This is a genomic window from Aquamicrobium terrae (genome assembly GCF_052978165.1).
In genome coordinates this window covers 2,073,369-2,095,903 of record NZ_JBRKLZ010000001.1, presented here as the reverse complement: position 1 = coordinate 2,095,903, position 22,535 = coordinate 2,073,369, and the positions used below count along the sequence as shown (strand labels likewise).

Sequence of the window (22,535 nt, the reverse complement as noted above, 5' to 3'; positions counted from 1 at the left end):
AGCCCAGGCAATTGGGGCGCCCGCCATGCGGGCGCCCTTTGCTATTGTGAGTGCCCTCCGGAAGGGCAACGCGAAGGTCCGTCATGCTTCGGTTTTTCCTCGGGCGGCTTGCCGTCCTGATCCCGACTTTCCTCGGGGTCTCCATCATTGCATTTTCATTCATCCGGCTGCTGCCGGGCGATCCCGTCGCGCTGCTTTCGGGCGAGCGCGTCATGTCGCCGGAGCGCCATGCCGAAATCATGCACCAGCTCGGTTTCGACCGGCCGCTGCCGATCCAGTACCTCGATTACATCGGCGGCGTGCTGACCGGCGACTTCGGCACCTCGATCGTCACCAAGCGGCCGATCCTGGACCAGTTCTTCTCGCTGTTTCCGGCAACGCTGGAACTGTCGTTCTGCGCCATCGTCATCGCCGTGGTGATCGGCATCCCGGCCGGCATCTTCGCGGCCATGAAGCGCGGCTCCTTCTTCGACCAGTCGGTGATGGGCGTGGCGCTGGTCGGCTATTCCATGCCGATCTTCTGGTGGGGCCTGCTGCTCATCATCCTGTTCGCCGGCATATTGCAGTGGACGCCGGTGTCGGGCCGCATCTCGCTGATGTATTTCTTCCCGCCGGTCACCGGCTTCATGCTCATCGACTCGCTGCTGTCGGGCCAGAGCGGCGCCTTCAAGTCGGCGGTCAGCCACCTGATCCTGCCCTCCATCGTGCTCAGCACCATCCCGCTGGCGGTGATCGCGCGCCAGACGCGCTCGGCGATGCTCGAGGTTCTGGGCGAGGACTATGTGCGCACGGCGCGCGCCAAGGGCCTCTCCACCTTCCGCGTCATCGGCATCCATTCGCTGCGCAACGCCATGATCCCGGTCATCACCACGATCGGCCTGCAGGTGGGCGTGCTGATGGCCGGCGCCATCCTGACCGAGACGATCTTCTCGTGGCCGGGCATCGGCAAGTGGATGGTCGATTCCGTCTTCCGCCGCGACTACGCCGTCATCCAGGGCGGGCTGCTTTTGATCGCCGGCATCATCATGGTGGTCAATCTCGTGGTCGACCTGCTCTACGGCCTCATCAATCCGCGCATCCGGTACTGAGGAGGACGCCATGACCGACACAGCAACCGTCGCCGGCATCGGCACCGACCCCTCGCTCAAGGCCCGCTTCACCGAGTTCTGGTTCTACTTCTCCGAGAACCGCGGCGCCGTCATCGGCCTGTGGGTGTTCATCGCCCTGGTGATCGTGGCGCTGCTGGCGCCGTGGATCGCCCCGCATGGACCCGCCGCCCAGTTCCGCGACGCGGTGCTGGTGCCGCCGGCCTGGGAGGAAGGCGGCCGGCAGGCCTTCCTGCTCGGCACCGACGCGGTGGGCCGCGATATCCTCTCGCGCCTCATCCACGGCACCCGCTACTCGCTGTTCATCGGCACCATCGTGACCACGCTGGCGCTGGTCGGCGGCATCATCATCGGCGTCATCGCCGGCTATTTCCGCGGCTGGGTCGACACCGTGATCATGCGCGTCATGGACATCATCCTGGCCTTCCCGTCGCTGCTGCTGGCGCTGGTGCTGGTGGCCGTGCTGGGGCCCGGCCTCGCCAATGCGATGATCGCCATCGCGCTGGTGCTGCAACCGCATTTCGTGCGCCTCACCCGCGCGGCGGTGATGGCCGAGAAGAGCCGCGACTACGTCGTCGCCGCCAAGGTGGCCGGCGCCGGGCACCTGCGGCTGATGTTCAAGACCATCCTGCCCAACTGCCTCGCCCCGCTGATCGTGCAGGGCACGCTGTCCTTCTCCAACGCCATCCTCGACGCGGCGGCCCTCGGCTTCCTCGGCATGGGCGCGCAGCCGCCCACGCCCGAATGGGGCACGATGCTGGCCGAGGCGCGCGAGTTCATCCTGCGCGCCTGGTGGGTGGTCACCTTCCCCGGCCTCGCCATCCTCGTCACCGTGCTCGCCATCAACCTGGTCGGCGACGGCCTGCGCGACGCGCTCGATCCCAAGCTGAAGAGGTCGTGATGCCGCTTCTCGAGATCAAGAACCTCACCGTCTCCTTCGAGACGTCCACCGGCCCGTTCATGGCCGTGCAGGGCATCGACCTGTCGGTCGAGCCCGGCGAAGTGCTGGCCATCGTCGGCGAATCCGGGTCCGGCAAGTCGGTGTCGATGCTGGCGGTGATGGGCCTGCTGCCCAAGACCGCCACCGTCAAGGCCGACCGCATGGCCTTCGACGGCATCGACCTGACCACCCTCGATCCGGCCCAGCGCCGCAAGATCGTCGGCAAGGACATCTCGATGATCTTCCAGGAGCCGATCGCCAGCCTCAACCCCTGCTTCACGGTCGGCTTCCAGATCGAGGAGGTGCTGCGCTTCCACATGGGCATGGACCGCGCCCGGAGGCGCGCCCGCGCCATCGAGCTGTTCAAGCTGGTCGGCATTCCCGAGCCCGAGCAGCGGCTCGGCTCCTACCCGCACCAGATGTCGGGCGGCCAGTGCCAGCGCGTGATGATCGCCATGGCCATCGCCTGCAACCCCAAGCTGCTGATCGCCGACGAGCCGACCACCGCGCTCGACGTCACCATCCAGAAGCAGATCCTCGACCTTCTGGTGCGCCTGCAGGCCGAATACGGCATGGGACTGATCATGATCACCCACAATATGGGCGTGGTCGCCGAGACGGCCGACCGGGTCATCGTCCAGTACCGGGGCCGCAAGATGGAGGAGGCCGACGTGCTGTCGCTGTTCGAGAACCCGAAGAGCAACTACACCCGCGCCCTGCTCGCCGCCCTGCCCGACAACGCCGTCGGCGACAGGCTGCCGACCATCTCCGACATGATGTTCGAACCCGCCCCGGGAGCCGCACAATGAACACAGCCATCAAGGGGCCCGTCGTCGTCGAGGGCAAGGACATCAAGCGCGACTATCATGTGCGCGGCGGCCTGTTCACGCCTTCGCGCACCGTGCATGCGGTCAAGGGCGTGTCATTCAGCGTCGAGAAGGGCAGGACGCTGGCCATCGTCGGCGAGAGCGGCTGCGGCAAGTCCACGCTGGCGCGCATCATCACGCTGATCGATCCGGCGACGGCAGGCGAACTGTTCATCGACGGCCGCAAGATCGACATCGCCAACGAGCCGCTGACGCCGGAAATGCGCCGCAAGGTGCAGATCGTGTTCCAGAACCCCTATGGCTCGCTCAACCCGCGCCAGAAGATCGGCGACATCCTGTGCGAGCCGCTGCTCATCAACACCGACGTCAAGGCCGAGGAGCGGCGGGACCGGGCCATGACCATGCTCAAGAAGGTCGGCCTCGGCACCGAGCACTACAACCGCTATCCGCACATGTTCTCCGGCGGCCAGCGCCAGCGCATCGCCATCGCCCGCGCGCTGATGCTCAACCCGTCGCTGCTGGTGCTGGACGAGCCGGTGTCGGCGCTCGACCTGTCGGTGCAGGCGCAGGTACTGAACCTGCTGGCCGACCTGCAGGACGAGTTCGGCCTCACCTACATCTTCATCAGCCACGACCTTTCGGTGGTGCGCTACATCGCCGACGAGGTGATGGTGATGTATTTCGGCGAGGCGGTCGAATACGGGTCGCGCGACGCGGTGTTCTCCGACCCGCAGCACAGCTACACCAGGACGCTGTTCGCCGCGACGCCGCGCGCCGATGTCGAGAGCATCAAGGCGAGGCTGGCGCGCAAGAACGCGGCCTGACCGGCGAAGACAGAACGACGGGCAGCGCAAGTCAGGCTGCCCGCCGCTGCCCGAATTGCCGCATTTATGCAACGCCGGGCGCGGTACGGGCCGGCAAGACGCTTACGGCCTCGACTTGGAGCCGCCGTTTTCATAGTTTGTGCCGCATCCATCCTCGGGCAGCACCACATGAAGAAAGTCACTTCCGTCGTTCTCGGCCTGCTGGCGGCGGCTGTCGCCCTGCCTGCGCAGGCCGCCACGCCGGTGCCGCCCGGCAACCGCTCGGTCGAGCAGCCGCCCGTTCCGGGCGCCTCGACGCGGCGCACCCAGGCGCTGAGCACCACTTTCCAGGGCAAGTACCGCAAGATCTACGCGCTGCTGAAGAACGACGCGGCGCTGCGCGGCAAGATCGCGAAGGTCTCCGCCGCCTATGGCATCGAGCCGATCCACATGGTCGGCGCCATCGTCGGCGAGCACACCTACAATGTCGACGCCTATGACCGGCTGCAGACCTACTACGTCAAGGCGATCTCCTACCTCTCCAACCGGCTGACCTTCTCCTACAAGGGCGAGGACGTGTCGGACTTCGTGCAGCGGGCCGAATTCGACGGCTGCGACGACAAGGCCGACAGCTACGGGCTGTGGCAGTGCCGCGAGCGGGTGTGGAACAGGTCGTTCCGCGGCAGGTCGGTCGACGGCACCGGCTATCCCAACGACCGCTTCGGCGCCACCTTCTTCCAGCCGCTCTATGCCGGCCAGACCTTCGGCCTCGGCCAGCTCAACCCGCTCACCGCCTTGCAGATGAGCGACATGGTGCACAAGGTTTCGGGCCTGCCGAAGCTCGACGTGGGCGACCCCAACCAGGTCTACAAGACCATCATGGACCCGGACCTGACCCTGCCCTATGTGGCGGCGACGATCCGCCATTCCATCGATGCCTACAGGCAGATCGCCGGCTTCGACATTTCCGGCAACCCCGGCCTCACCGCCACGCTCTACAATGTCGGCGACCCGGAAGGCCGGGCACAGGCGCTGAAGGCCGAGAATGCGCGCCGCAAGGCCGCGGGCGAGGCGCCGAAGCTGCCGCAGGAAAACTATTACGGCTGGCTGGTCAACGACAAGCTGGACGAGCTGAAGGCCCTGTTCTGAGCGGTCCGGCCCGGACGACAAAAGCCGGAGCGGCGACACCGCTCCGGCTTTTCTTTACCTGAAGTCTTGCCGGACTTATTCGGCCGGCGCGAGCTGGCCGTCGTCCGGCTCGACGATCTCGCCCCGATTGTAGGCGTTTTCGTCGAGGATGCCCTGCCGCTTGGCGACGATGGTCGGCACCAGCGCCTGGCCGGCGACGTTGACGGCCGTGCGGCCCATGTCGAGGATCGGATCGACGGCGAGCAGCAGGCCGACGCCCTCCAGCGGCAGGCCCAGCGTCGACAGCGTCAGGGTCAGCATCACGGTGGCTCCGGTAAGGCCGGCGGTGGCGGCCGAGCCGATGACCGACACGAAGACGATCAGCAGGTAGTCCTGGATGGCGAGGTCAATGCCGAAGAACTGGGCGACGAAGATGGCCGAGATCGCCGGATAGATCGAGGCGCAGCCGTCCATCTTGGTGGTGGCGCCGAGCGGCACGGCGAAGGCCGCATATTCGCGCGGCACGCCGAGATTGTTCTCGGTCACCTGCTCGGTCAGCGGCAGGGTGCCGATCGACGAACGCGACACGAAGGCGAGCTGGATCGCCGGCCAGGCGCCCTGGAAGAAGCGCAGCGGGTTCAGCCCGTTGGCGCCGAGCAGCACCGGGTAGACCACGAACAGCACCAGCGCCAGTCCGATGTAGATGGCGGCCGAGTACCAGCCGAGCTGCGCCAGCGCATCCCAGCCATAGACGGCGACCGCATTGCCCAGAAGGCCGATGGTGCCGATGGGCGTGAGGCGGATGACCCACCACAACAGCTTGTGCACCACCTTCAGGAACGAGTGGTTGAAGGCAAGGAAGGGATCGGCGGCGGGGCCGACGCGCAGCGCCGCCACACCCACGGCAATGGAGATCACCAGGATCTGCAGCACGTTGAAGCCGAGGCTGGTCGAGGCAGCGCCGTCGGTGATCCTGGTGGAGGCGGTGAGGCCGAGGATGTTGGACGGGATCAGGCCCTTGAGGAAATCGAGCCAGCTTCCGGTGGACGACGGCGCGCGCGCAGCACTTTCCGTCACCGCGGTGTGCAGGCCGGGCTGCAGGATGAGGCCGAGCGCGATGCCGATGACGACGGCGATCAGCGCGGTGGCGGCGAACCACAACAGCGTCTGCCAGACCAGCCGGGCGGCGTTGTTCAGCTCCCGCAGGTTGGCGATGGAGGCGACGATGGCCGTGAAGACCAGCACCGGCACCAGCGCCCTCAGCAGCGAGACGAAGGACGAGCCGATGGTCGCCAGCGTCACCGTCAGCCAGTTGGCGTTGCCGGCGGCGTCGGGACCCATCTGGCGGGCGACGTAGCCGAGCACCAGGCCGACCACCATGGCGACGAGAACCTGGAAGCCGAAGGAGGCGTAAAGGGGTTTGGGCGCACGCGCGGGGCGCGAGGCAGCTTGGGGAGAGGAGGACATGTCCGGACCTTCTTTCAGGCGCGCCACGTCAGCCACGGGCGCGCCGCTACGAGATTGGCCGGAATTTACAACGCGCGGCGGCCGCTTTCACCAGATGAAATTTTGGCCGGACCGGAAAACCAGAAAATTATTTCCCATGAAATCGATTCACGGGAAACCAGATTCTCATCCAGGAGAATTTCCTGCCTGAAATCGGGCGGCTCCGGAGGCGGGACCGCCCGAAACGGTTCAGGTGCCGGCGGAGAAGGCCGCGATCGCCGCCATGTTGACGATGTCGCTGTCCTTGGCGTTGAGCGACACGATCTGCACCGGCTTGTTGAGGCCGACCAGCAGCGGGCCGATGACGGTGGAGCCGCCCAGCTCCTGCAGCATCTTGGTGGCGATGGAGGCCGAGTGGAAGGCCGGCATGACCAGCACATTGGCCGGCCCGTTCAGGCGCATGAACGGATATTGCTGCATGGCGGCCGGGTTGAGCGCCACGTCGGCGGCCATCTCGCCGTCATACTCGAAATCGACGCGGCGCTTGTCGAGGATCTTCACCGCCTCCTGGATGCGCTCCGAGCGCTCGCCCTGCGGGTGGCCGAAGGTGGAATAGGCGAGCATAGCCACGCGCGGCTCGTAGCCCATGCGGCGCGCGAAGCTGGCCGCCTCCTCGGCGATGTCGGCGATCTGCTCGGCATTGGGCATGTCGTGCACGGCCGTGTCGGCGACGATCACCGTGCGGCCGCGCGCCAGCACGATGGAGGCGCCGATGACGCAATGGCCGGGCTTGGCGTCGATGACGCGGCGCACATCCTCCAGCGCCGTCGAATAGTTGCGGGTGACGCCGGTGACGATGCCGTCGGCATCGCCCAGCGCCACCATGCAGGCGGCGAAGTGGTTGCGGTCGTTGTTGATCAGCCGCTGGCAGTCGCGGAACAGGTAGCCCTTGCGCTGCATGCGCTCGTAGAGGTAGTCGGCATAGACCGCGTTGCGGCGCGACAGGCGCGCATTGATCACCTCGATGCCGGGCTTGTGGAGGTCGATGCCGGCATGGCGGGCGTTTTCCTTGATGATGTCGTCGCGGCCGAGCAGGATGGCGGTGCCCAACCCCTGATTGACGTAGGAGACGGCGGCGCGCATGACCTGCTCCTCCTCGCCCTCTGCGAAGACGATGCGCTTGGGCTGGCGGCGCACGCGGTCGTAGATGCGCTGCAAGGTCGAGGCGATCGGGTCGCGGCGGGCCGAAAGCTCCTGCGCGTAGCGCTCCAGATTGACGATCGGCCGGCGCGCCACGCCGGTTTCCATCGCAGCCTTGGCCACCGCCAGCGGAATGGCGGAAATCAGGCGCGGGTCGAACGGCACCGGAATGATGTAGTTGGCCCCGAATTTCGGGCGGTTGCCCTGATAGGCGGCGGCGACGTCGTCGGGCACGTCCTTGCGCGCCAGATCGGCCAGCGCATGGGCGGCGGCGATCTTCATGTCGTCATTGATGGTGGTGGCCTGCACGTCGAGCGCGCCGCGGAAGATGTAGGGGAAGCCCAGCACGTTGTTGACCTGGTTCGGAAAGTCCGACCGGCCGGTCGCCATGATGGCGTCGGTGCGGATCTCGGCCACTTCCTGCGGGGTGATCTCCGGATCGGGATTGGCCATGGCGAAGATGATCGGGTTCCTGGCCATGGACTGGACCATGGCCGGCGTCAGCGCTCCCTTGGCGGAAAGGCCGAAGAACACGTCGGCGCCCTCCATGGCGTCGGCCAGCGTGCGCGCGTCGGTCTTCACCGCATGGGCCGACTTCCACTGGTTCATGCCCTCCTCGCGGCCCTGGTAGACGACGCCCTTGGTGTCGCACAGAAGGACGTTCTCCGGCGAGAAGCCCATCGACTTGATCAGCTCGATGCAGGCGATGCCGGCCGAGCCCGCGCCGTTGCAGACCAGCCTGGTCGTCTTCATGTCGCGGCCGGTGATCTCCAGCGCGTTGATGAGGCCGGCGGCGGCGATGATGGCGGTGCCGTGCTGGTCGTCATGGAAGACGGGAATGTCCATCAATTCGCGCAGCCGCTGCTCGATGATGAAGCATTCCGGCGCCTTGATGTCCTCCAGATTGATGCCACCGAACGAGGGGCCGAGGAACTTCACGCAATTGATGAACTCGTCGGCGTCCTCGGTGTCGACTTCCAGGTCGATGGAATCGACGTCGGCGAAGCGCTTGAACAGCACCGCCTTGCCTTCCATCACCGGCTTGGAGGCGAGCGCGCCGAGATTGCCGAGGCCGAGAATGGCGGTGCCGTTGGAAATCACCGCCACCATGTTGCCGCGGCTGGTGTAGTCGAAGGCGCGGCTGGGGTCCTCTGCAATAGCCTGCACCGGCACGGCGACGCCCGGCGAATAGGCGAGCGACAGGTCGCGCTGCGTGGCCATCGGCTTGGTCGGCACAACTTCCAGCTTGCCGGGGCGGCCCCGCGCGTGGAATTCCAGCGCCTCCTCCGGACTGACTGAGGGGCTTGCGTTCTCTGTCTTGCTGGGCATGTGCTAAAGTTTTCCTCACCGGCGCCGCGCTTGTCCGGGCCGCGGCTTGTTTTTGTGGAGTTTGCGCAATTAAGGCTACACTTCACGACCGTAAAGCGCCAAGCCAATGCTTACAGAAATTTTGGAAACAGTTTCTTGAACGACGCATCTCCCACGCCTCCCGATAGCGTGAAAACGCCGGCGGCAGCAGCCGGCGCCACGCCGATGATGGAACAGTATCTCGAGATCAAGGCGGCGAACCCGGATTCGCTGCTGTTCTATCGCATGGGCGATTTCTACGAGCTGTTCTTCGACGATGCGGAGGTGGCCGCGCAGGCGCTGGGCATCGTGCTGACGAAGCGCGGCAAGCATCAGGGCCACGACATCCCCATGTGCGGCGTGCCGGTGCATGCCGCCGACGACTATCTGCAAAAGCTGATCGCGCTCGGCTTCCGCGTCGCCGTCTGCGAGCAGATCGAGGATCCGGCCGAGGCGAAGAAGCGCGGCTCCAAATCGGTGGTGCGGCGCGACGTGATCCGGCTGGTGACGCCCGGCACCATCACCGAGGACAAGCTGCTGGCACCGGCGGAAGCCAGTTTCCTGATGGCGCTCGGCCGGGTGAAGGGGGCCGCCGACCAGGCCTGGGCGCTCGCCTGGATCGACATTTCGACCGGCGCATTCCGGGTGGCCGAAACCTCCCAGGACCGGCTGCTCGCCGACATATTGCGCGTCGATCCGCGCGAGCTGATCGTGGCCGAGCCGGTGTTCTACGATCCCGATCTCAAGCCCGTGTTCGACGTGCTCGGGCGGGTGGCCAATCCGCAGCCCTCCAGCCTGTTCGATTCCACCTCCGCGCCGGCCCGCATCGCCCGCTTCTTCGAGGTGGCGACGCCGGACAGCTTCGGCACGTTCGGCCGCGCCGAGTTGTCGGCCATTTCCGGCATCATCGCCTATGTCGAGAAGACGCAGAAGGCGGAACGGCCGCCGCTGTCGCGCCCCGAGCGCGAGGAAAGCGGCACCACGCTGTTCATCGATCCGGCGACGCGCGCCAATCTGGAGCTGCTGCGCACGCTCTCCGGCAATCGCGAAGGCTCGCTGTTCAAGGCCATCGACCGCACGGTGACCGGCGGCGGCGCGCGCCTGCTGGCAGAACGGCTGACCGCGCCGCTGACCGACCCTGCCGCGATCGCCGCGCGGCTCGATTCGGTTTCCTTCTTCCGTACCGAGCCGCGCCTCGGCGAAGCGGTGCGCCTTGCGCTGAAGGGCGTGGCCGACATGCCCCGCGCCCTGTCGCGGCTGGCCCTCAACCGCGGCGGCCCGCGCGACCTCGGGGCGCTGCGTTCCGGCCTGTCGGCGGCGGCTTCGATTGCCGGCCTGTTCGCCACGGCCGAGCCGTCGGCCGAGATCAGGGATGCGTTGCAGGCCATCGCCGCGTTGCCGTCTACGCTGGCGCAGCATCTGGAACGGGCGCTGGGCGACGAGTTGCCGCTGATCCGGCGCGACGGCGGCTTCGTGCGCGCCGGCTACGACGCCGAACTCGACGAGATGCGGGCGCTGGCGACCGAATCCCGCCGGGTCATCGCCGGCATGGAGCGCGACTTGGCCGAGGAAACCGGCATCCGCTCGCTCAAGATCCGGCACAACAATGTGCTCGGCTACTATATCGAGGTGACCGCCAACCATCAGGCGGCAATGACCGGCACGGACGCGGCCAAGGCGCGCTTCATCCATCGCCAGACCATGGCCAACGCCATGCGCTTCACCACGACCGAACTGGCGGGTCTGGAGAGCAAGATCGCCAATGCCGCCGCAAGGGCGCTGAGCATCGAACTGGCCGTGTTCGAGGCGCTGGTGAAGGAAGCCGTTGCCGAGGCGGAAGCGATCCGCGCCGGGGCCGAAGCGCTTGCCGTGCTCGACGTATCTGCGGCGCTGGCGCTGCTGGCCGAGCGCGAGGACTGGTGCCGGCCGCAGGTCGATGCAAGCCTTGCCTTCGAGATCGAGGGCGGCCGCCATCCGGTGGTGGAGCAGGCGCTGCGCCGTTCCGGGGAAGGCCCGTTCGTCGCCAATGATTGCGACCTGTCGCCCGAGGGCGACGGCAAGAACGGAGCGATCTGGCTGCTGACCGGCCCCAATATGGGCGGCAAGTCGACCTTCTTGCGCCAGAACGCGCTGATCGCCATCCTCGCCCAGACCGGCTCCTTCGTGCCGGCCGCAAAGGCCCGTATCGGCGTGGTCGACCGGCTGTTCTCCCGCGTCGGCGCTTCCGACGACCTGGCGCGCGGGCGCTCGACCTTCATGGTCGAGATGGTGGAGACGGCGGCGATCCTCAACCAAGCCGGCGAGCGCTCGCTGGTGATCCTCGACGAGATCGGGCGCGGCACCGCCACCTTCGACGGGCTTTCCATCGCCTGGGCGGCGGTGGAATATCTGCACGAGCAGAACCGCTGCCGGGCGATCTTCGCCACCCATTTCCATGAGATGACGGCGCTGGCCGAAAAGCTCACACGCCTCCACAACGTCACCATGCGGGTCAAGGAATGGGAGGGCGACGTCGTCTTCCTGCACGAGGTGGGCAAGGGCGCGGCCGACCGCAGCTACGGCGTGCAGGTCGCGCGCCTCGCCGGCCTGCCGGAGGCCGTGGTGGCGCGCGCCCGCGAGGTGCTGCACCAGCTCGAGGCGGGCGAGGTTTCCGGCAAGGCCGAGCGGCTGATCGACGATCTGCCGCTGTTCTCGGCGGCCGTGAAGCGCGAGCCACCCAAGCCCGCGCCGCGCTCCGACGCGCTCACCGAGACGCTGGCCGGCTTGCATCCCGACGAGATGACGCCGCGCGAGGCGCTGGAGGCGATCTATCGGCTGAAGGGGCTGGCATCCGGCTGAACCGGGCCTCGGCTTGCGACGGCGGCGCGCGCGGCCTATCTGCGGGTGACCGGAAAAGCGGGGCAACAAGGCCGATGACCATTTCGAACGAGGACGAATTCGACGCTCTCAAGGAGATCGGCCGCATCGTCGCCGATACGCTCAAGGCGATGGGCGGCGCCATCGAGCCGGGCATGACGACGGCCGAGCTGGACGCATTCGGCCGCAGGCTGCTGGAACAGGCCGGCGCCCGCTCCGGGCCGGAGCTTGCCTATGGCTTTCCCGGTGCAACCTGCATCAGCGTCAACGAGGAGATCGCCCACGGCATTCCCGGCAACCGCCGCATCGAGAAGGGCGACCTCGTCAATATCGACGTATCGGCGGAAAAGAACGGCTTCTTCGCCGACACCGGCGCGTCGTTCACCGTGCCGCCGGTGTCGCGCCCGATCGAGCGGCTGTGCCGGGACGGCAAGCGGGCCATGTGGACGGGAATCGCGCAGGTGGGGGCGGACAAGCCGCTTTCCGGCATCGGCCGGGCGATCGGCGCCTTTGCCGACAAGAACCGCTATACGCTGGTGCGCAACCTCGCCAGCCACGGCGTCGGCCGCTCGCTGCACGAGGAGCCGTCTTCCATCTCGACATGGCCGGACCGTTCGGAGCGCCGCATCATGAATGACGGCCTCGTCTTCACGGTCGAGCCGTTCCTGTCGCTGGGCGCGGAATGGGCGGAGGGCGGCGGCGACGACTGGACGCTCTACAGCGAACCGCACGCACCGACCGTGCAATATGAACATACTGTCGTCGCCACGCGCGGCGGGCCGGTGGTGGTGACCCTGCCGGGCTGAGGTCCCGTCCCGACCTTGCCTGCACAGGGTCGGAACCTGTCAGTTCGACAAAAATAGCCTCTCTCCCCGCAGACGGGAGAAGGAGGAGATCGGCGTTGCGGACGGCATCCTTCTCCCCGCGCGCGGGGAGAGGCTCCCGGCAGGGGGATGAGGGGCAGGCCCGCCTGAACCGGAAATGATCTTAGATCATCTCCAGCGGCCGCTTGCGCGAGGGCGGCGCGAAGGCGCGGTCGAGCGCGGCGAGATCGTCCTGCGTCAGCGAAATGTCCGCGGCGGCGATGTTCTGGCGCACATGCTCCGGCCTCACCGCCTTGGGGATGGCGATGACGCCGTCCCCTCGCATCACCCAGGCCAGCGCGATCTGGGCCAGGCTCGCGCCATGGCGGTCGGCGACGGCCTGGAGGGCGCGGTTGCCGGCCAGCGCGCCCTGCTCGATCGGCGAATAGGCCATGACGGGCATGGAGCGCTCGCGGCTCCATGGCAGGAGGTCGAACTCGATGCCGCGCCGGGTCAGGTTGTAGAGCACCTGGTTGCTCTGGCAGTTGCCGCCGGCGGGCAGCGCCGACAGTTTTTCCATGTCGTCGGTGTCGAAATTGGAGACGCCCCAGTGGCGGATCTTGCCGGCCGCCTTCAGCGCCTCGAACGCCTCCACCGTCTCGGCGAGCGGCACGCCGCCGCGCCAGTGCAGCAGGAAAAGGTCGATGCGGTCGGTGCCGAGCCGCTTCAGGCTGCGCTCGCAGGCGGCCACGGTGCCGGCGTGCGAGGCGTTGGAGGGCAGCACCTTGGAGACGATGAACAGGCCGTCGCGCCGCCCTTTTACCGCCTCGCCCACCACCAGTTCGGCATCCGCGTACATCTCGGCCGTGTCGATCAGCGTCGCGCCGAGATCGAGGCCGAGCCGCAGCGCCGCCACCTCGTCGGCGAAGCTTTCCTTGCGCTCGCCCATCATCCATGTGCCGAGCCCGAAGACGGGCACGGGCTCGCCGCACGGCAAGGCGGTGGTTCTGATCGGCATCGGCATCCTCCGGCTGACGGGAATCAGGCCATGATGACGCGGATCGGCAAGGGAGGCAATTTTTTGCCGGCCCTACTGCACCGGATGCGCCTCCAGCCACTCCTGCATCTGCCGGATCTCGGCTTCCTGCGCGGTGATGACCTCCTCGGCCAGCTTGCGCATCTCCGGGTCCTTGCCGTGCTCCAGCACCACCCTGGCCATGTCGATGGCCGCCTGATGATGGGGGATCATGCCGCGGGCGAAATCGACATCGGCGTCGCCGCTGTAGTCCATCGCCGCCGTGGCGGCATGCATCTTGTCCATGGCCGCCTTGTAGCCGGCAATGGAAGCGCTTTCCGTGGCCGCCGCCGGCGCGCCGTGGCCGCTGTGGTCGTCCTGCGCCAAGGCGAGCTGGGAGCTGCCGAGGCCGACAGCGAGAGCGGCGGCAACGGCGGCGATCTTCATTTTCCTGCACATCGTCATGGTTCTCCTGTGTGGTGCCCCGCTGCCCGCCTTCAGAGTTTCACCGCCCGCAGCCGGAGCGCATTGGCGATCACCGAGACCGACGACAGGCTCATGGCGGCCGCGGCCAGCATTGGCGACAGCAGCGTGCCGGTGATCGGATAGAGCACGCCGGCCGCCACCGGCACGCCGAGCGCGTTGTAGAGGAAGGCGAAGAACAGGTTCTGCCTTATGTTGGACAGCGTCTTTGCCGCCAGGTGGCGCGCCCGCACGATGCCGGTGAGGTCACCTTTGACCAGCGTGATACCGGCGCTTTCCAGTGCCACGTCGGCACCGGTGCCCATGGCGATGCCGACATCGGCGGCGGCAAGGGCGGGCGCATCGTTGATGCCGTCGCCGGCCATGGCCACCACCGCGCCCTTGCCCTTCAGCTCCGCCACCAGATCGGCCTTGGCCTCCGGCAGCATGCCGGCCCGCACCTCGGCAATGCCGAGATTGGCGGCAATGGCCCTGGCGGTGCGCTCATTGTCGCCGGTCGCCATGACGATGCGCATGCCCGAACGCGTCAGCTCGCGCAGCGCCTCCGCCGCGGTCGGCTTGATCGGGTCCGAAACCGCCACCACGCCCGCCGGCTTGCCATCGATGGCGACGAGGATGGCCGAGCGCCCGTTCTCGCGCAGTTCATCCGCATGCTGCGAGATGAGCGTGGCGTCGATGCCGTGCTCCTGCATGAACAGCGCATTGCCGAGCACCAGCTTGTGCCCGTCGGCCGTGCCGGACACGCCCTTGCCGTTGACCGCCTCGAAATCGCCGGCAGCCGGGAGAGACAGCCCACGCGCCTTGGCGCCGGCGACGATGGCCTCGGCCAGCGGATGCTCGGAGCCCTGCTCGATTGCCGCGGCCAGCGCCAGCACCTCGTTCTCGTCGAAGCCGTCCTCGGCGCGGACATCGGTCAGCTCCGGACGGCCCTCGGTCAGCGTTCCCGTCTTGTCGACGATCAGCGTGTCGACGGCGGCCAGCCGCTCCAGCGCGGCCGCCTCGCGGATCAGCACGCCGGCCTGCGCCCCGCGCCCGGTGGCGGTCATGATCGACATCGGCGTCGCCAGGCCCAGCGCACAGGGGCAGGCGATGATCAGCACCGACACCGCCGAGACGATGGCGAAGACGAGGCGCGGCTCCGGCCCGAAGGTCATCCAGCTGATGAAGGCGAGGATGGCGACCAGCACCACGGTCGGCACGAACCAGGCCGACACGCGGTCGGCAAGGCTCTGGATCGGCGCGCGGCTGCGCTGCGCCTTGGCGACCAGCTCCACGATGCGCGACAGGGTGGTTTCGGAGCCCACCTTCTCGGCCCGCATGACCAGCGTGCCGTTGCGGTTCAGCGTGCCGCCGATCAGGCTGTCGCCCTCGCCCTTCTCGACCGGGATGGGCTCGCCGGTGATCATCGATTCGTCGACGGTGGAGCGGCCCTGTTCGACGATGCCGTCGACCGGCACCGATTCGCCGGGACGGATGCGCAGCCGCTCGCCCGTCCTGACCTCGGCCAGCGGCACGTCGCGCTCGGAGCCGTCGGCGCCGATCAGCCGCGCGGTCTTGGGCGCGAGATCGAGCAGGGCGCGGATGGCCGAGCCGGTCTTCTCGCGCGCCTTCAGTTCCAGCACCTGGCCGAGGAAGACCAGCGCGATGATGACGGCGGACGCCTCGAAATAGACCGGCACCGAATCGCCGTGGCCGCGCACCTCATGCGGGAACAGGTCGGGGAACAGCGTCGCCACGACGCTGTAGAGATAGGCCGCCGCCACGCCGATGGAGATCAGCGTCCACATGTTGGGGCTGCGGTTGAGGATCGAGGCCCAGCCGCGCTTGAAGAACGGAAACGCCGCCCACAGCACCACAGGCGTGGCCAGCGCGAATTCGGCCCACACGGCCACCCGTTCGCCCAGCCAGTCGCGCACCGGCAGGCCGACCATCGGCCCCATGGAGATGACCACCAGCGGCAGCGCCAGCGCGACGCTGACCCAGAAGCGGCGGGTGAAATCGACCAGCTCGGGGTTCGGGCCTTCCTCGCCGGTCGGCACGCCCATCGGCTCCAGCGCCATGCCGCAGAGCGGGCAGTCGCCGGGGTTGTCCTGGACGATCTCGGGATGCATCGGGCAGGTGTACTGGGTGCCGGCCGGCATCGGCTCGGGCGCCGGGCGGTCGCCGAGATATTTTTCGGGCTCGGCCTCGAATTTTTCCAGGCAGCGCGCCGAGCAGAAATAATGCCTCTCGCCCTGATGGCGCAGGAAATGGCGGGCGCTGGCACGGTCCACCTTCATGCCGCACACCGGGTCTTTTGCGGTGACGTAGGCGTCCGGGTCGGCCGCGAACTTGGTACGGCAGCTTTCGCAGCAGAAGTGATAGGTGTGGCCGTCATGGACGAGGCTCGGCTTGCCCGCTTCGGGATCGACCGTCATGCCGCAGACGGGATCGCGCACCACTTCCGCCGTGTCGGCCAGGGCGGGGGCGCCGGAACAGCAGGAGCCGCCGCCCCCGTGCCCGTGGTGGGGCGTGTGGCCGTGTGTGTGGTTATGGTGGTCGTGTGCCATGACAGCCTCATTCAAACTGCTTTGTTCCGAGATAGGGCTTCCAGTCACTGGAAGGTCAAGGGCCCTTCTTGAGGCATCGCTGATCGATAACGGGCAGGCCGGCATGGGCGGCGGCAAGCCCATACCGTTTTCACCGGAAACAGGCTATAGACGCGGCTCCGAACCACGGGAAAAGCCGGCACGCATGGCCAGGATCGCGCTCAGGCTGGACGAACTCATCGACGGCACCGCACTGCGCGCCGAACTGGCGGTGTTGGCCGGCGAGCGGGCCGCCGGCGCTTCCGAGACCCGCAACGCCGTGCTTGCGCTGCTCAAGCGGCGGCGCAAGGAGGGGCTGCGCATTGCCGAGGAATTACTGCGGCAGGACGGCGGCGGCGCGGCCTGCGCGCGCCGGCTCTCGCATGTCATGGATGAGATCGTGCGGGCGCTCTACGAATTCACCGCGACCCGCGTCTATCCGGCCGACAATCCCTCGACCGCCGAGCGCATGGCGGTGGTGGCGGTGGGCGGATACGGGCGCGGCACGCTGGCGCCGGGCTCCGACATCGACCTCCTGTTCCTGTTGCCCTACAAGCAGACGCCGTGGAGCGAGCAGATTGCCGAATACATGCTCTACATGCTGTGGGACATGGGGCTGAAGGTCGGCCACGCCACCCGCAACATCGACGAATGCATCCGCCTGTCGTTCGCCGACATGACCATCCGCACCTCGCTGCTGGAAAGCCGCTTCCTGTGCGGCGAGGAGGCGCTGAGCCGCGAGCTGATGGCGCGCTTCGACCGCGAGGTGGTGGCGACCACCGGGGCCGAATTCGCCCAGGCCAAGCTGGCCGAGCGCGACGTGCGCCACGCCAAGGCCGGCGAAAGCCGCTATCTGGTCGAGCCCAACGTCAAGGACGGCAAGGGCGGCCTGCGCGACCTGCACACGCTGTTCTGGATCGGCAAATACTACTACCGGGTGCGCAGCGGCGCCGAACTGGTCGGCAAGGGCGTGTTCACCCAAAGCGAATACAGGCTGTTCCTGAAATCCGAGGATTTCCTGTGGGCGGTGCGCTGCCAGATGCATTTCCTCACGGGCAAGGCCGAGGAGCGGCTGCATTTCGACATCCAGCGCGACATCGCCGAGCGCCTCGGCTACACCAGCCATCCGGGCCTGTCGGCGGTCGAGCGCTTCATGAAGCACTATTTCCTGATCGCCAAGGATGTCGGCGATCTCACCCGCATCTTCTGCGCCGGGCTTGAGGAGGAGCAGGCCAAGCAGGTTCCTGGCATGGCCGGCATGTTCGCCGGTTTCACCCGGCGGCGCCGAAAGCTGGCCGGCAGCAGCGATTTCGTCGTCGACAACCACCGCCTCAGCGTGGCCGACGACAAGGTGTTCGAGCGCGACCCGGTCAATCTGCTGCGCCTGTTCTGGTTCGCCGACCGCCACGGGCTGGAATTCCACCCGGATGCGCTGAAGCTGGTGACGCGCTCGCTGCGCCTCGTCGACAAGGCGCTGCGCCGCGACGCCGAGGCCAACCGGCTGTTCCTCGACATCCTGACCTCGGACCGCTACGCCGAACTCAATCTCAGGCGCATGAACGAAGCGGGGCTGCTCGGGCGGCTGATCCCCGATTTCGGCAAGATCGTCGCCATGATGCAGTTCAACATGTACCACCACTACACGGTGGACGAGCACCTGATCCGCTGCGTGGGCGTGCTGGCCGAGATCGAGCGCGGCGACGATGCCCGCATGCATCCGCTGTCGCATTCGCTGATGCCCGGCCTCTCCAAGAGCCGCGACGCGCTCTATGTGGCGGTGCTGCTGCACGACATCGCCAAGGGGCGGCCGGAGGACCATTCCACCGCCGGGGCCCGCATCGCGCGGCGCATCTGCCCCCATATGGGCCTGTCGGCGGCCGACACCGAGACCGTCTCCTGGCTGGTCGAGAACCATCTGCTGATGTCGATGACGGCGCAGACGCGCGACCTCAACGACCGCAAGACCATTGAGGACTTCGCCACGGTGGTGCAGTCGGTGGAGCGGCTGAAGCTTCTGCTCATCCTGACCGTGTGCGACATCCGCGGCGTCGGCCCCGGCGTGTGGAACGGCTGGAAGGGCCAGCTCCTGCGCACGCTCTATTACGAGACCGAACTGCTTCTCACCGGCGGCTTCTCGGAAATGTCGCGCTCGGAGCGCGCCGACGAGGCGCGCGACCAGCTCCTCCAGGCCCTGTCCGGCTGGACGGAAGAGGCACGCACCGCCTATGTCGGGCTGCTCTATCCGAACTACCTGCTCACCGTCGATCCTGCCGACCAGCTTCGCCATGCCGAGTTCGTGCGGGCCGCCGATGCCGCCGGCCGCAAGCTCGACACCATGGTGCGCACGCATGAATTCGAGGCGGTGACCGAGATCACCGTACTGGCGCAGGACCACCCCCGCCTGCTGTCGGTGATTGCCGGCGCCTGCGCCGCCGCCGGCGCCAACATCGTCGACGCGCAGATCTTCACCACGGCCGACGGGCGCGCCCTCGACACCATTTTGATCAACCGCGAATTCGACCTCGACGAGGACGAGCGGCGGCGCGCCGAGCGCGTCGGCACGCTGATCGAGGACGTGCTTGCGGGACGGAGCTGGCTGCCTGAGGTGATCGCCAAGCGCAGCAAGGGCAGGCGCAGTTCCAAGGCCTTCACCATCGCGCCCCGCGCCGAAATCCGCAACACGCTCTCCCACCGCTTCTCGGTCATCGAGGTCGAGGGGCTGGACCGGCCGGGCCTGCTGTCGGAGATCACCGGCGCGCTGTCCGACCTGTCGCTCGACATCGCCTCGGCCCACATCACCACCTTCGGCGAAAAGGTCATCGACACCTTCTATGTCACCGACCTGACCGGGCAGAAGGTCGAGAACCCGGCCCGCATCGCCGCCATCCGCAAACGCCTGGTCGAGGTGCTGGAGGGCGCGGGTTTCGGCGAGCTTTACAAGCCCCGCTCGGCGGCGGAATAGGTGACGATGCCGTTGCAGTCATTTGCGTCTCGTTCCCTTGCGGGAAGAACCGTTTCCCAGACTCCGCGTCATCCCGGCCAACCGAGCGAAGCGAGGGCAGAGCCGGGATCCATGCCGGTATCTGGCCACGTCACGGAATGGATCCCGGATATGCCTCCAGGCTTCGCCTTCCGGCGTTCCGGGATGACGGTAGCCGCGTTGCAGGAGCGTTAGTCAGTTGAGCCTCGTCAAAAAATTCGCGACGGTCGCCTCCGGCACGCTGATGAGCCGCGTGCTCGGCTTCACCCGCGAGATGCTGATGGCCGCCGCGCTCGGCACCGGCCCGGTGGCCGACGCCTTCTATGCCGCCTTCCAGTTCCCCAACACCTTCCGGCGCCTGTTCGCCGAGGGCGCCTTCAACACCGCCTTCGTGCCGCTGTTCGCCAAGGAGATCGAGGCCGGCGGCATCGACGGGGCGCGCCGCTTCTCCGAGGAGGTGTTCGGCGTGCTGTTCTCGGTGCTGATCGCGCTGACCATCGTCATGGAACTGGCCATGCCGCTTCTGGTGCGCACCATCATCGCGCCCGGCTTTGCCGGCGACCCGCAGAAATACGGCCTCACCGTCGCGCTCGCCACCATCATGTTCCCCTATCTGATGTGCATGTCGCTGGCGGCGATGATGGCCGGCATGCTCAATTCCCTGCGCCGCTATTTCGCCGCGGCGATCGCCCCCGTCTTCCTCAACGTGATTCTGATCGCCGTGCTCGGCCATGCCTGGTACAAGGGCGCCGACGGCCTCAGCGTCGGCTATGCCATGGCCTGGGGCGTGATGGCGGCAGGCGTCGTGCAACTGGCCATCGTCTGGATCGCGGCCCGCCATGCCGGCATTTCCATCGGCTTCAAGCGGCCGCGCCTGACGCCCAATGTGAAGCGGCTTCTGTGGCTGGCGCTGCCGGCGGCGATCACCGGCGGCATCACCCAGATCAACACGCTGATCGGCACGGCCATCGCCTCCACGCAGGCCAGCGCGGTGTCGTCGCTGGCGCTCGCCGACCGCGTCTACCAGCTTCCGCTCGGCGTGGTCGGCATCGCGGTGGCCATCGTGCTGCTGCCCGAACTGTCGCGGGCGCTGAAGGCCGGCAATCTGGTCGAGGCCGCCAGCCTCCAGAACCGCTCGGTCGAGTTCACGCTGTTCCTCACCCTGCCCGCCGCCGCCGCGCTGCTGGCGATTTCGGAGCCGATCGTGCGCCTGCTCTACGAACGCGGCGAATTCGCCGCCAGCGGCGCCACCTCCACGGTCTCGGCGATCCTTGCCATATTCGGCCTCGGCCTGCCCGCCTTCGTGCTCATCAAGGCCTTCACGCCCGGCTATTTCGCGCGCGAGGACACCAAGACGCCGATGGTGTTCGCCGCCATTTCGGTGGCGGTCAACATCGCCACGGCGCTGATGCTGTTCCCCCGCATGGGCGCGCCGGGCATCGCGGTGGCCTCGGCGATCGCCGGCTGGGTCAACGCCCTGATGCTGCTCGCCGTTCTGGTCCGGCGCGGCCACTGGGGCCATGACGCGCCGCTGATGCGGCGCATTCCCCGGCTGGTGCTGTCCTCGGCGCTGATGGGCGGAGCCCTTTACGGCGGCGCGATCTGGCTGGCGCCGTGGCTGGCCTCTTCCGCCCCGGCGCTGTCGCAGGCGACGGCGCTGGCGCTGCTGTGCGGGGCGGGGGCGCTGCTCTATTTCGTGCTCGCCTTCGCGACGGGCGGGGCCGACATCGCCATGATCCGCCGCAACATCAGGCGAGGACAGACCGCTGCGGCCAGCATGGAAGAGTGACGGCGCACATGTCCCCTTGATGGCCACCCCTTGATTGTGCGGGGGCCATCGTCCATAAGCCCGCGTCGGTGAATTTCGCCACGCGGGGTTTCCGGCCGCATGATTCCGTCCGAAAGCCGAACGCTTGCGGGGGTCATGCTCGAACGGCCCTCCACAAGCCAGGAAGACATCATGACCGCCTTCAAGCCACTCGTCTTTTCCGGGGTCCAGCCGACCGGCAACCTGCATCTCGGCAACTATCTCGGCGCCATCCGCAAATTCGTCGCCCTGCAGGAGACCTCCGACTGCATCTACTGCGTGGTCGACCTGCATTCGCTGACCGCCCAGCTCGTCCATGACGACCTCGCCTCGCAAACGCGCTCGATTACCGCCGCCTTCCTCGCCGCCGGCATCGACCCGAAGAAGCACATCGTCTTCAACCAGTCCCGCGTCATGCAGCATGCGGAGCTGGCCTGGATCTTCAACTGCGTGGCGCGCATCGGCTGGATGAACCGGATGACGCAGTTCAAGGACAAGGCCGGCAAGGACCGCGAGAACGCCTCGCTCGGCCTGCTCGCCTATCCGAGCCTGATGGCGGCCGACATCCTCGTCTACCGCGCCACCCATGTGCCGGTGGGCGACGACCAGAAGCAGCATCTGGAACTGACCCGCGACATCGCCCAGAAGTTCAACAACGACTTCTCCGGCCGCATCGCCGAGCTGGGGCTGGGCGTGGAGATGCAGATGGGCGACGAGACCGTCAACGGCTTCTTCCCCCTCACCGAACCGGTGATCGGCGGGCCGGCGACGCGCGTCATGAGCCTGCGCGACGGCTCCAAGAAGATGTCGAAGTCGGACCCCTCCGACCTGTCGCGCATCAACCTCACCGACGATGCCGACGCCATCTCGAAGAAGATCAAGAAGGCCAAGACCGACCCCGAGCCGCTGCCGGGCGACGTCGAGGGCCTTGCCGGGCGGCCGGAAGCCGACAACCTCGTCGGCATCTATGCCGGCCTTGCCGAAACCAGCCGCGAGGCGGTGCTGAAGGAATTCGGCGGCCAGCAGTTCTCCGCCTTCAAGCCGGCGCTGGCCGATCTGGCGGTCGACAAGCTCGCCCCCGTCGCCGGGGAGATGCGCCGGCTGGTGGCCGATCCCGGCCATATCGACGCCGTGCTGAAGGATGGCGGCGAGCGTGCCGGCGCGCTGGCCGAGCAGACCATGCGCGCGGTGCGCGACATCATCGGCCTGTTGCAGGACTGACGCCGG

General features: G+C 67.4%; 15 protein-coding genes. 10 read left to right on the top strand and 5 right to left on the bottom strand.

The window, feature by feature from the left end:
* Positions 1 to 83 precede the first annotated feature (83 nt).
* From ACVCNR_RS10465 to ACVCNR_RS10445, 5 genes are all read left to right on the top strand, one after another.
* Entirely contained in the window at positions 84 to 1,088 is a 1,005-nt protein-coding gene (locus ACVCNR_RS10465) for an ABC transporter permease subunit (protein WP_354198113.1), read from the top strand.
* A 10-nt stretch (positions 1,089 to 1,098) separates the two neighbouring features.
* Positions 1,099 to 2,007: an ABC transporter permease subunit gene (locus tag ACVCNR_RS10460; protein ID WP_447074724.1), complete on the top strand. Its 909-nt coding sequence runs from the start codon at positions 1,099 to 1,101 to the stop codon at positions 2,005 to 2,007.
* Positions 2,007 to 2,855, top strand: coding sequence for an ABC transporter ATP-binding protein (locus ACVCNR_RS10455; protein WP_447075675.1), 849 nt, complete (start codon positions 2,007 to 2,009; stop codon positions 2,853 to 2,855). The genes ACVCNR_RS10460 and ACVCNR_RS10455 overlap by 1 nt, the downstream gene beginning before the upstream one ends.
* Positions 2,852 to 3,697 carry a dipeptide ABC transporter ATP-binding protein gene (locus tag ACVCNR_RS10450; RefSeq protein WP_447074723.1) on the top strand — a complete coding sequence of 282 codons (846 nt, stop codon included), beginning with the start codon at positions 2,852 to 2,854 and terminating at the stop codon, positions 3,695 to 3,697. Before ACVCNR_RS10455 ends, ACVCNR_RS10450 begins: the two co-directional genes overlap by 4 nt.
* Before the next feature lie 168 nt (positions 3,698 to 3,865).
* Positions 3,866 to 4,825, top strand: coding sequence for a DUF1402 family protein (locus ACVCNR_RS10445; protein ID WP_354198107.1), 960 nt, complete (start codon positions 3,866 to 3,868; stop codon positions 4,823 to 4,825).
* A 75-nt stretch (positions 4,826 to 4,900) separates the two neighbouring features.
* On the opposite strand, the gene ACVCNR_RS10440 is transcribed toward ACVCNR_RS10445, so the two are convergent.
* Positions 4,901 to 6,271 carry a dicarboxylate/amino acid:cation symporter gene (locus ACVCNR_RS10440; protein WP_447074721.1) on the bottom strand — a complete coding sequence of 457 codons (1,371 nt, stop codon included), beginning with the start codon at positions 6,269 to 6,271 and terminating at the stop codon, positions 4,901 to 4,903.
* Between the two features lie 228 nt (positions 6,272 to 6,499).
* Positions 6,500 to 8,779 carry an NADP-dependent malic enzyme gene (locus ACVCNR_RS10435; RefSeq protein WP_354198103.1) on the bottom strand — a complete coding sequence of 760 codons (2,280 nt, stop codon included), beginning with the start codon at positions 8,777 to 8,779 and terminating at the stop codon, positions 6,500 to 6,502.
* Between the two features lie 135 nt (positions 8,780 to 8,914).
* On the opposite strand from ACVCNR_RS10435, the gene mutS reads away from it, so the two are divergent.
* Positions 8,915 to 11,635: a DNA mismatch repair protein MutS gene (gene mutS, locus ACVCNR_RS10430; RefSeq protein ID WP_435521604.1), complete on the top strand. Its 2,721-nt coding sequence runs from the start codon at positions 8,915 to 8,917 to the stop codon at positions 11,633 to 11,635.
* A gap of 74 nt (positions 11,636 to 11,709) precedes the next feature.
* Complete coding sequence (map, locus tag ACVCNR_RS10425) at positions 11,710 to 12,459, top strand: type I methionyl aminopeptidase (protein ID WP_447074719.1); 750 nt, start codon at positions 11,710 to 11,712, stop codon at positions 12,457 to 12,459.
* A gap of 181 nt (positions 12,460 to 12,640) precedes the next feature.
* Here map and ACVCNR_RS10420 read toward each other — a convergent pair whose 3' ends face one another.
* The 3 genes from ACVCNR_RS10420 to ACVCNR_RS10410 all read right to left on the bottom strand — a co-directional run bounded on the left by ACVCNR_RS10420 (position 12,641) and on the right by ACVCNR_RS10410 (position 16,503).
* A complete protein-coding gene (locus tag ACVCNR_RS10420; protein ID WP_354198099.1) occupies positions 12,641 to 13,480 on the bottom strand; it encodes an aldo/keto reductase in 840 nt (279 codons plus the stop codon).
* Between the two features lie 66 nt (positions 13,481 to 13,546).
* Positions 13,547 to 13,936 carry a CopM family metallochaperone gene (gene copM, locus ACVCNR_RS10415; protein ID WP_354198097.1) on the bottom strand — a complete coding sequence of 130 codons (390 nt, stop codon included), beginning with the start codon at positions 13,934 to 13,936 and terminating at the stop codon, positions 13,547 to 13,549.
* Between the two features lie 32 nt (positions 13,937 to 13,968).
* Positions 13,969 to 16,503 (bottom strand): heavy metal translocating P-type ATPase, encoded by a 2,535-nt coding sequence (locus tag ACVCNR_RS10410; protein WP_447074718.1) that lies wholly within the window; start codon positions 16,501 to 16,503, stop codon positions 13,969 to 13,971.
* 184 nt (positions 16,504 to 16,687) lie between these two features.
* Between ACVCNR_RS10410 and ACVCNR_RS10405 the strand changes: the two genes are divergently transcribed.
* The 3 genes from ACVCNR_RS10405 (at position 16,688) to trpS (ending at position 22,529) form a co-directional block, all read left to right on the top strand.
* Positions 16,688 to 19,483, top strand: coding sequence for a [protein-PII] uridylyltransferase (locus tag ACVCNR_RS10405; RefSeq protein WP_447074717.1), 2,796 nt, complete (start codon positions 16,688 to 16,690; stop codon positions 19,481 to 19,483).
* A gap of 217 nt (positions 19,484 to 19,700) precedes the next feature.
* Positions 19,701 to 21,290, top strand: coding sequence for a murein biosynthesis integral membrane protein MurJ (gene murJ, locus ACVCNR_RS10400; protein WP_447074716.1), 1,590 nt, complete (start codon positions 19,701 to 19,703; stop codon positions 21,288 to 21,290).
* A gap of 171 nt (positions 21,291 to 21,461) precedes the next feature.
* A complete protein-coding gene (trpS, locus tag ACVCNR_RS10395) occupies positions 21,462 to 22,529 on the top strand; it encodes a tryptophan--tRNA ligase (RefSeq protein ID WP_354198089.1) in 1,068 nt (355 codons plus the stop codon).
* The last annotated feature ends 6 nt before the right edge of the window (positions 22,530 to 22,535 follow it).

Excerpts from the sequence above, each read along its gene's own strand:
- ACVCNR_RS10450 (WP_447074723.1), top strand. The coding sequence starts at position 2,852 with ATGAACACAGCCATCAAGGGGCCCGTCGTCGTCGAGGGCAAGGACATC.
- ACVCNR_RS10405 (WP_447074717.1), top strand. The coding sequence starts at position 16,688 with ATGGCCAGGATCGCGCTCAGGCTGGACGAACTCATCGACGGCACCGCA.
- copM (WP_354198097.1), bottom strand. The coding sequence starts at position 13,936 with ATGACGATGTGCAGGAAAATGAAGATCGCCGCCGTTGCCGCCGCTCTC.
- ACVCNR_RS10465 (WP_354198113.1), top strand. The coding sequence starts at position 84 with ATGCTTCGGTTTTTCCTCGGGCGGCTTGCCGTCCTGATCCCGACTTTC.
- trpS (WP_354198089.1), top strand. The coding sequence starts at position 21,462 with ATGACCGCCTTCAAGCCACTCGTCTTTTCCGGGGTCCAGCCGACCGGC.
- ACVCNR_RS10420 (WP_354198099.1), bottom strand. The coding sequence starts at position 13,480 with ATGCCGATGCCGATCAGAACCACCGCCTTGCCGTGCGGCGAGCCCGTG.
- ACVCNR_RS10440 (WP_447074721.1), bottom strand. The coding sequence starts at position 6,271 with ATGTCCTCCTCTCCCCAAGCTGCCTCGCGCCCCGCGCGTGCGCCCAAA.
- ACVCNR_RS10455 (WP_447075675.1), top strand. The coding sequence starts at position 2,007 with ATGCCGCTTCTCGAGATCAAGAACCTCACCGTCTCCTTCGAGACGTCC.
- ACVCNR_RS10435 (WP_354198103.1), bottom strand. The coding sequence starts at position 8,779 with ATGCCCAGCAAGACAGAGAACGCAAGCCCCTCAGTCAGTCCGGAGGAG.
- map (WP_447074719.1), top strand. The coding sequence starts at position 11,710 with ATGACCATTTCGAACGAGGACGAATTCGACGCTCTCAAGGAGATCGGC.
- ACVCNR_RS10460 (WP_447074724.1), top strand. The coding sequence starts at position 1,099 with ATGACCGACACAGCAACCGTCGCCGGCATCGGCACCGACCCCTCGCTC.
- ACVCNR_RS10410 (WP_447074718.1), bottom strand. The coding sequence starts at position 16,503 with ATGGCACACGACCACCATAACCACACACACGGCCACACGCCCCACCAC.
- ACVCNR_RS10445 (WP_354198107.1), top strand. The coding sequence starts at position 3,866 with ATGAAGAAAGTCACTTCCGTCGTTCTCGGCCTGCTGGCGGCGGCTGTC.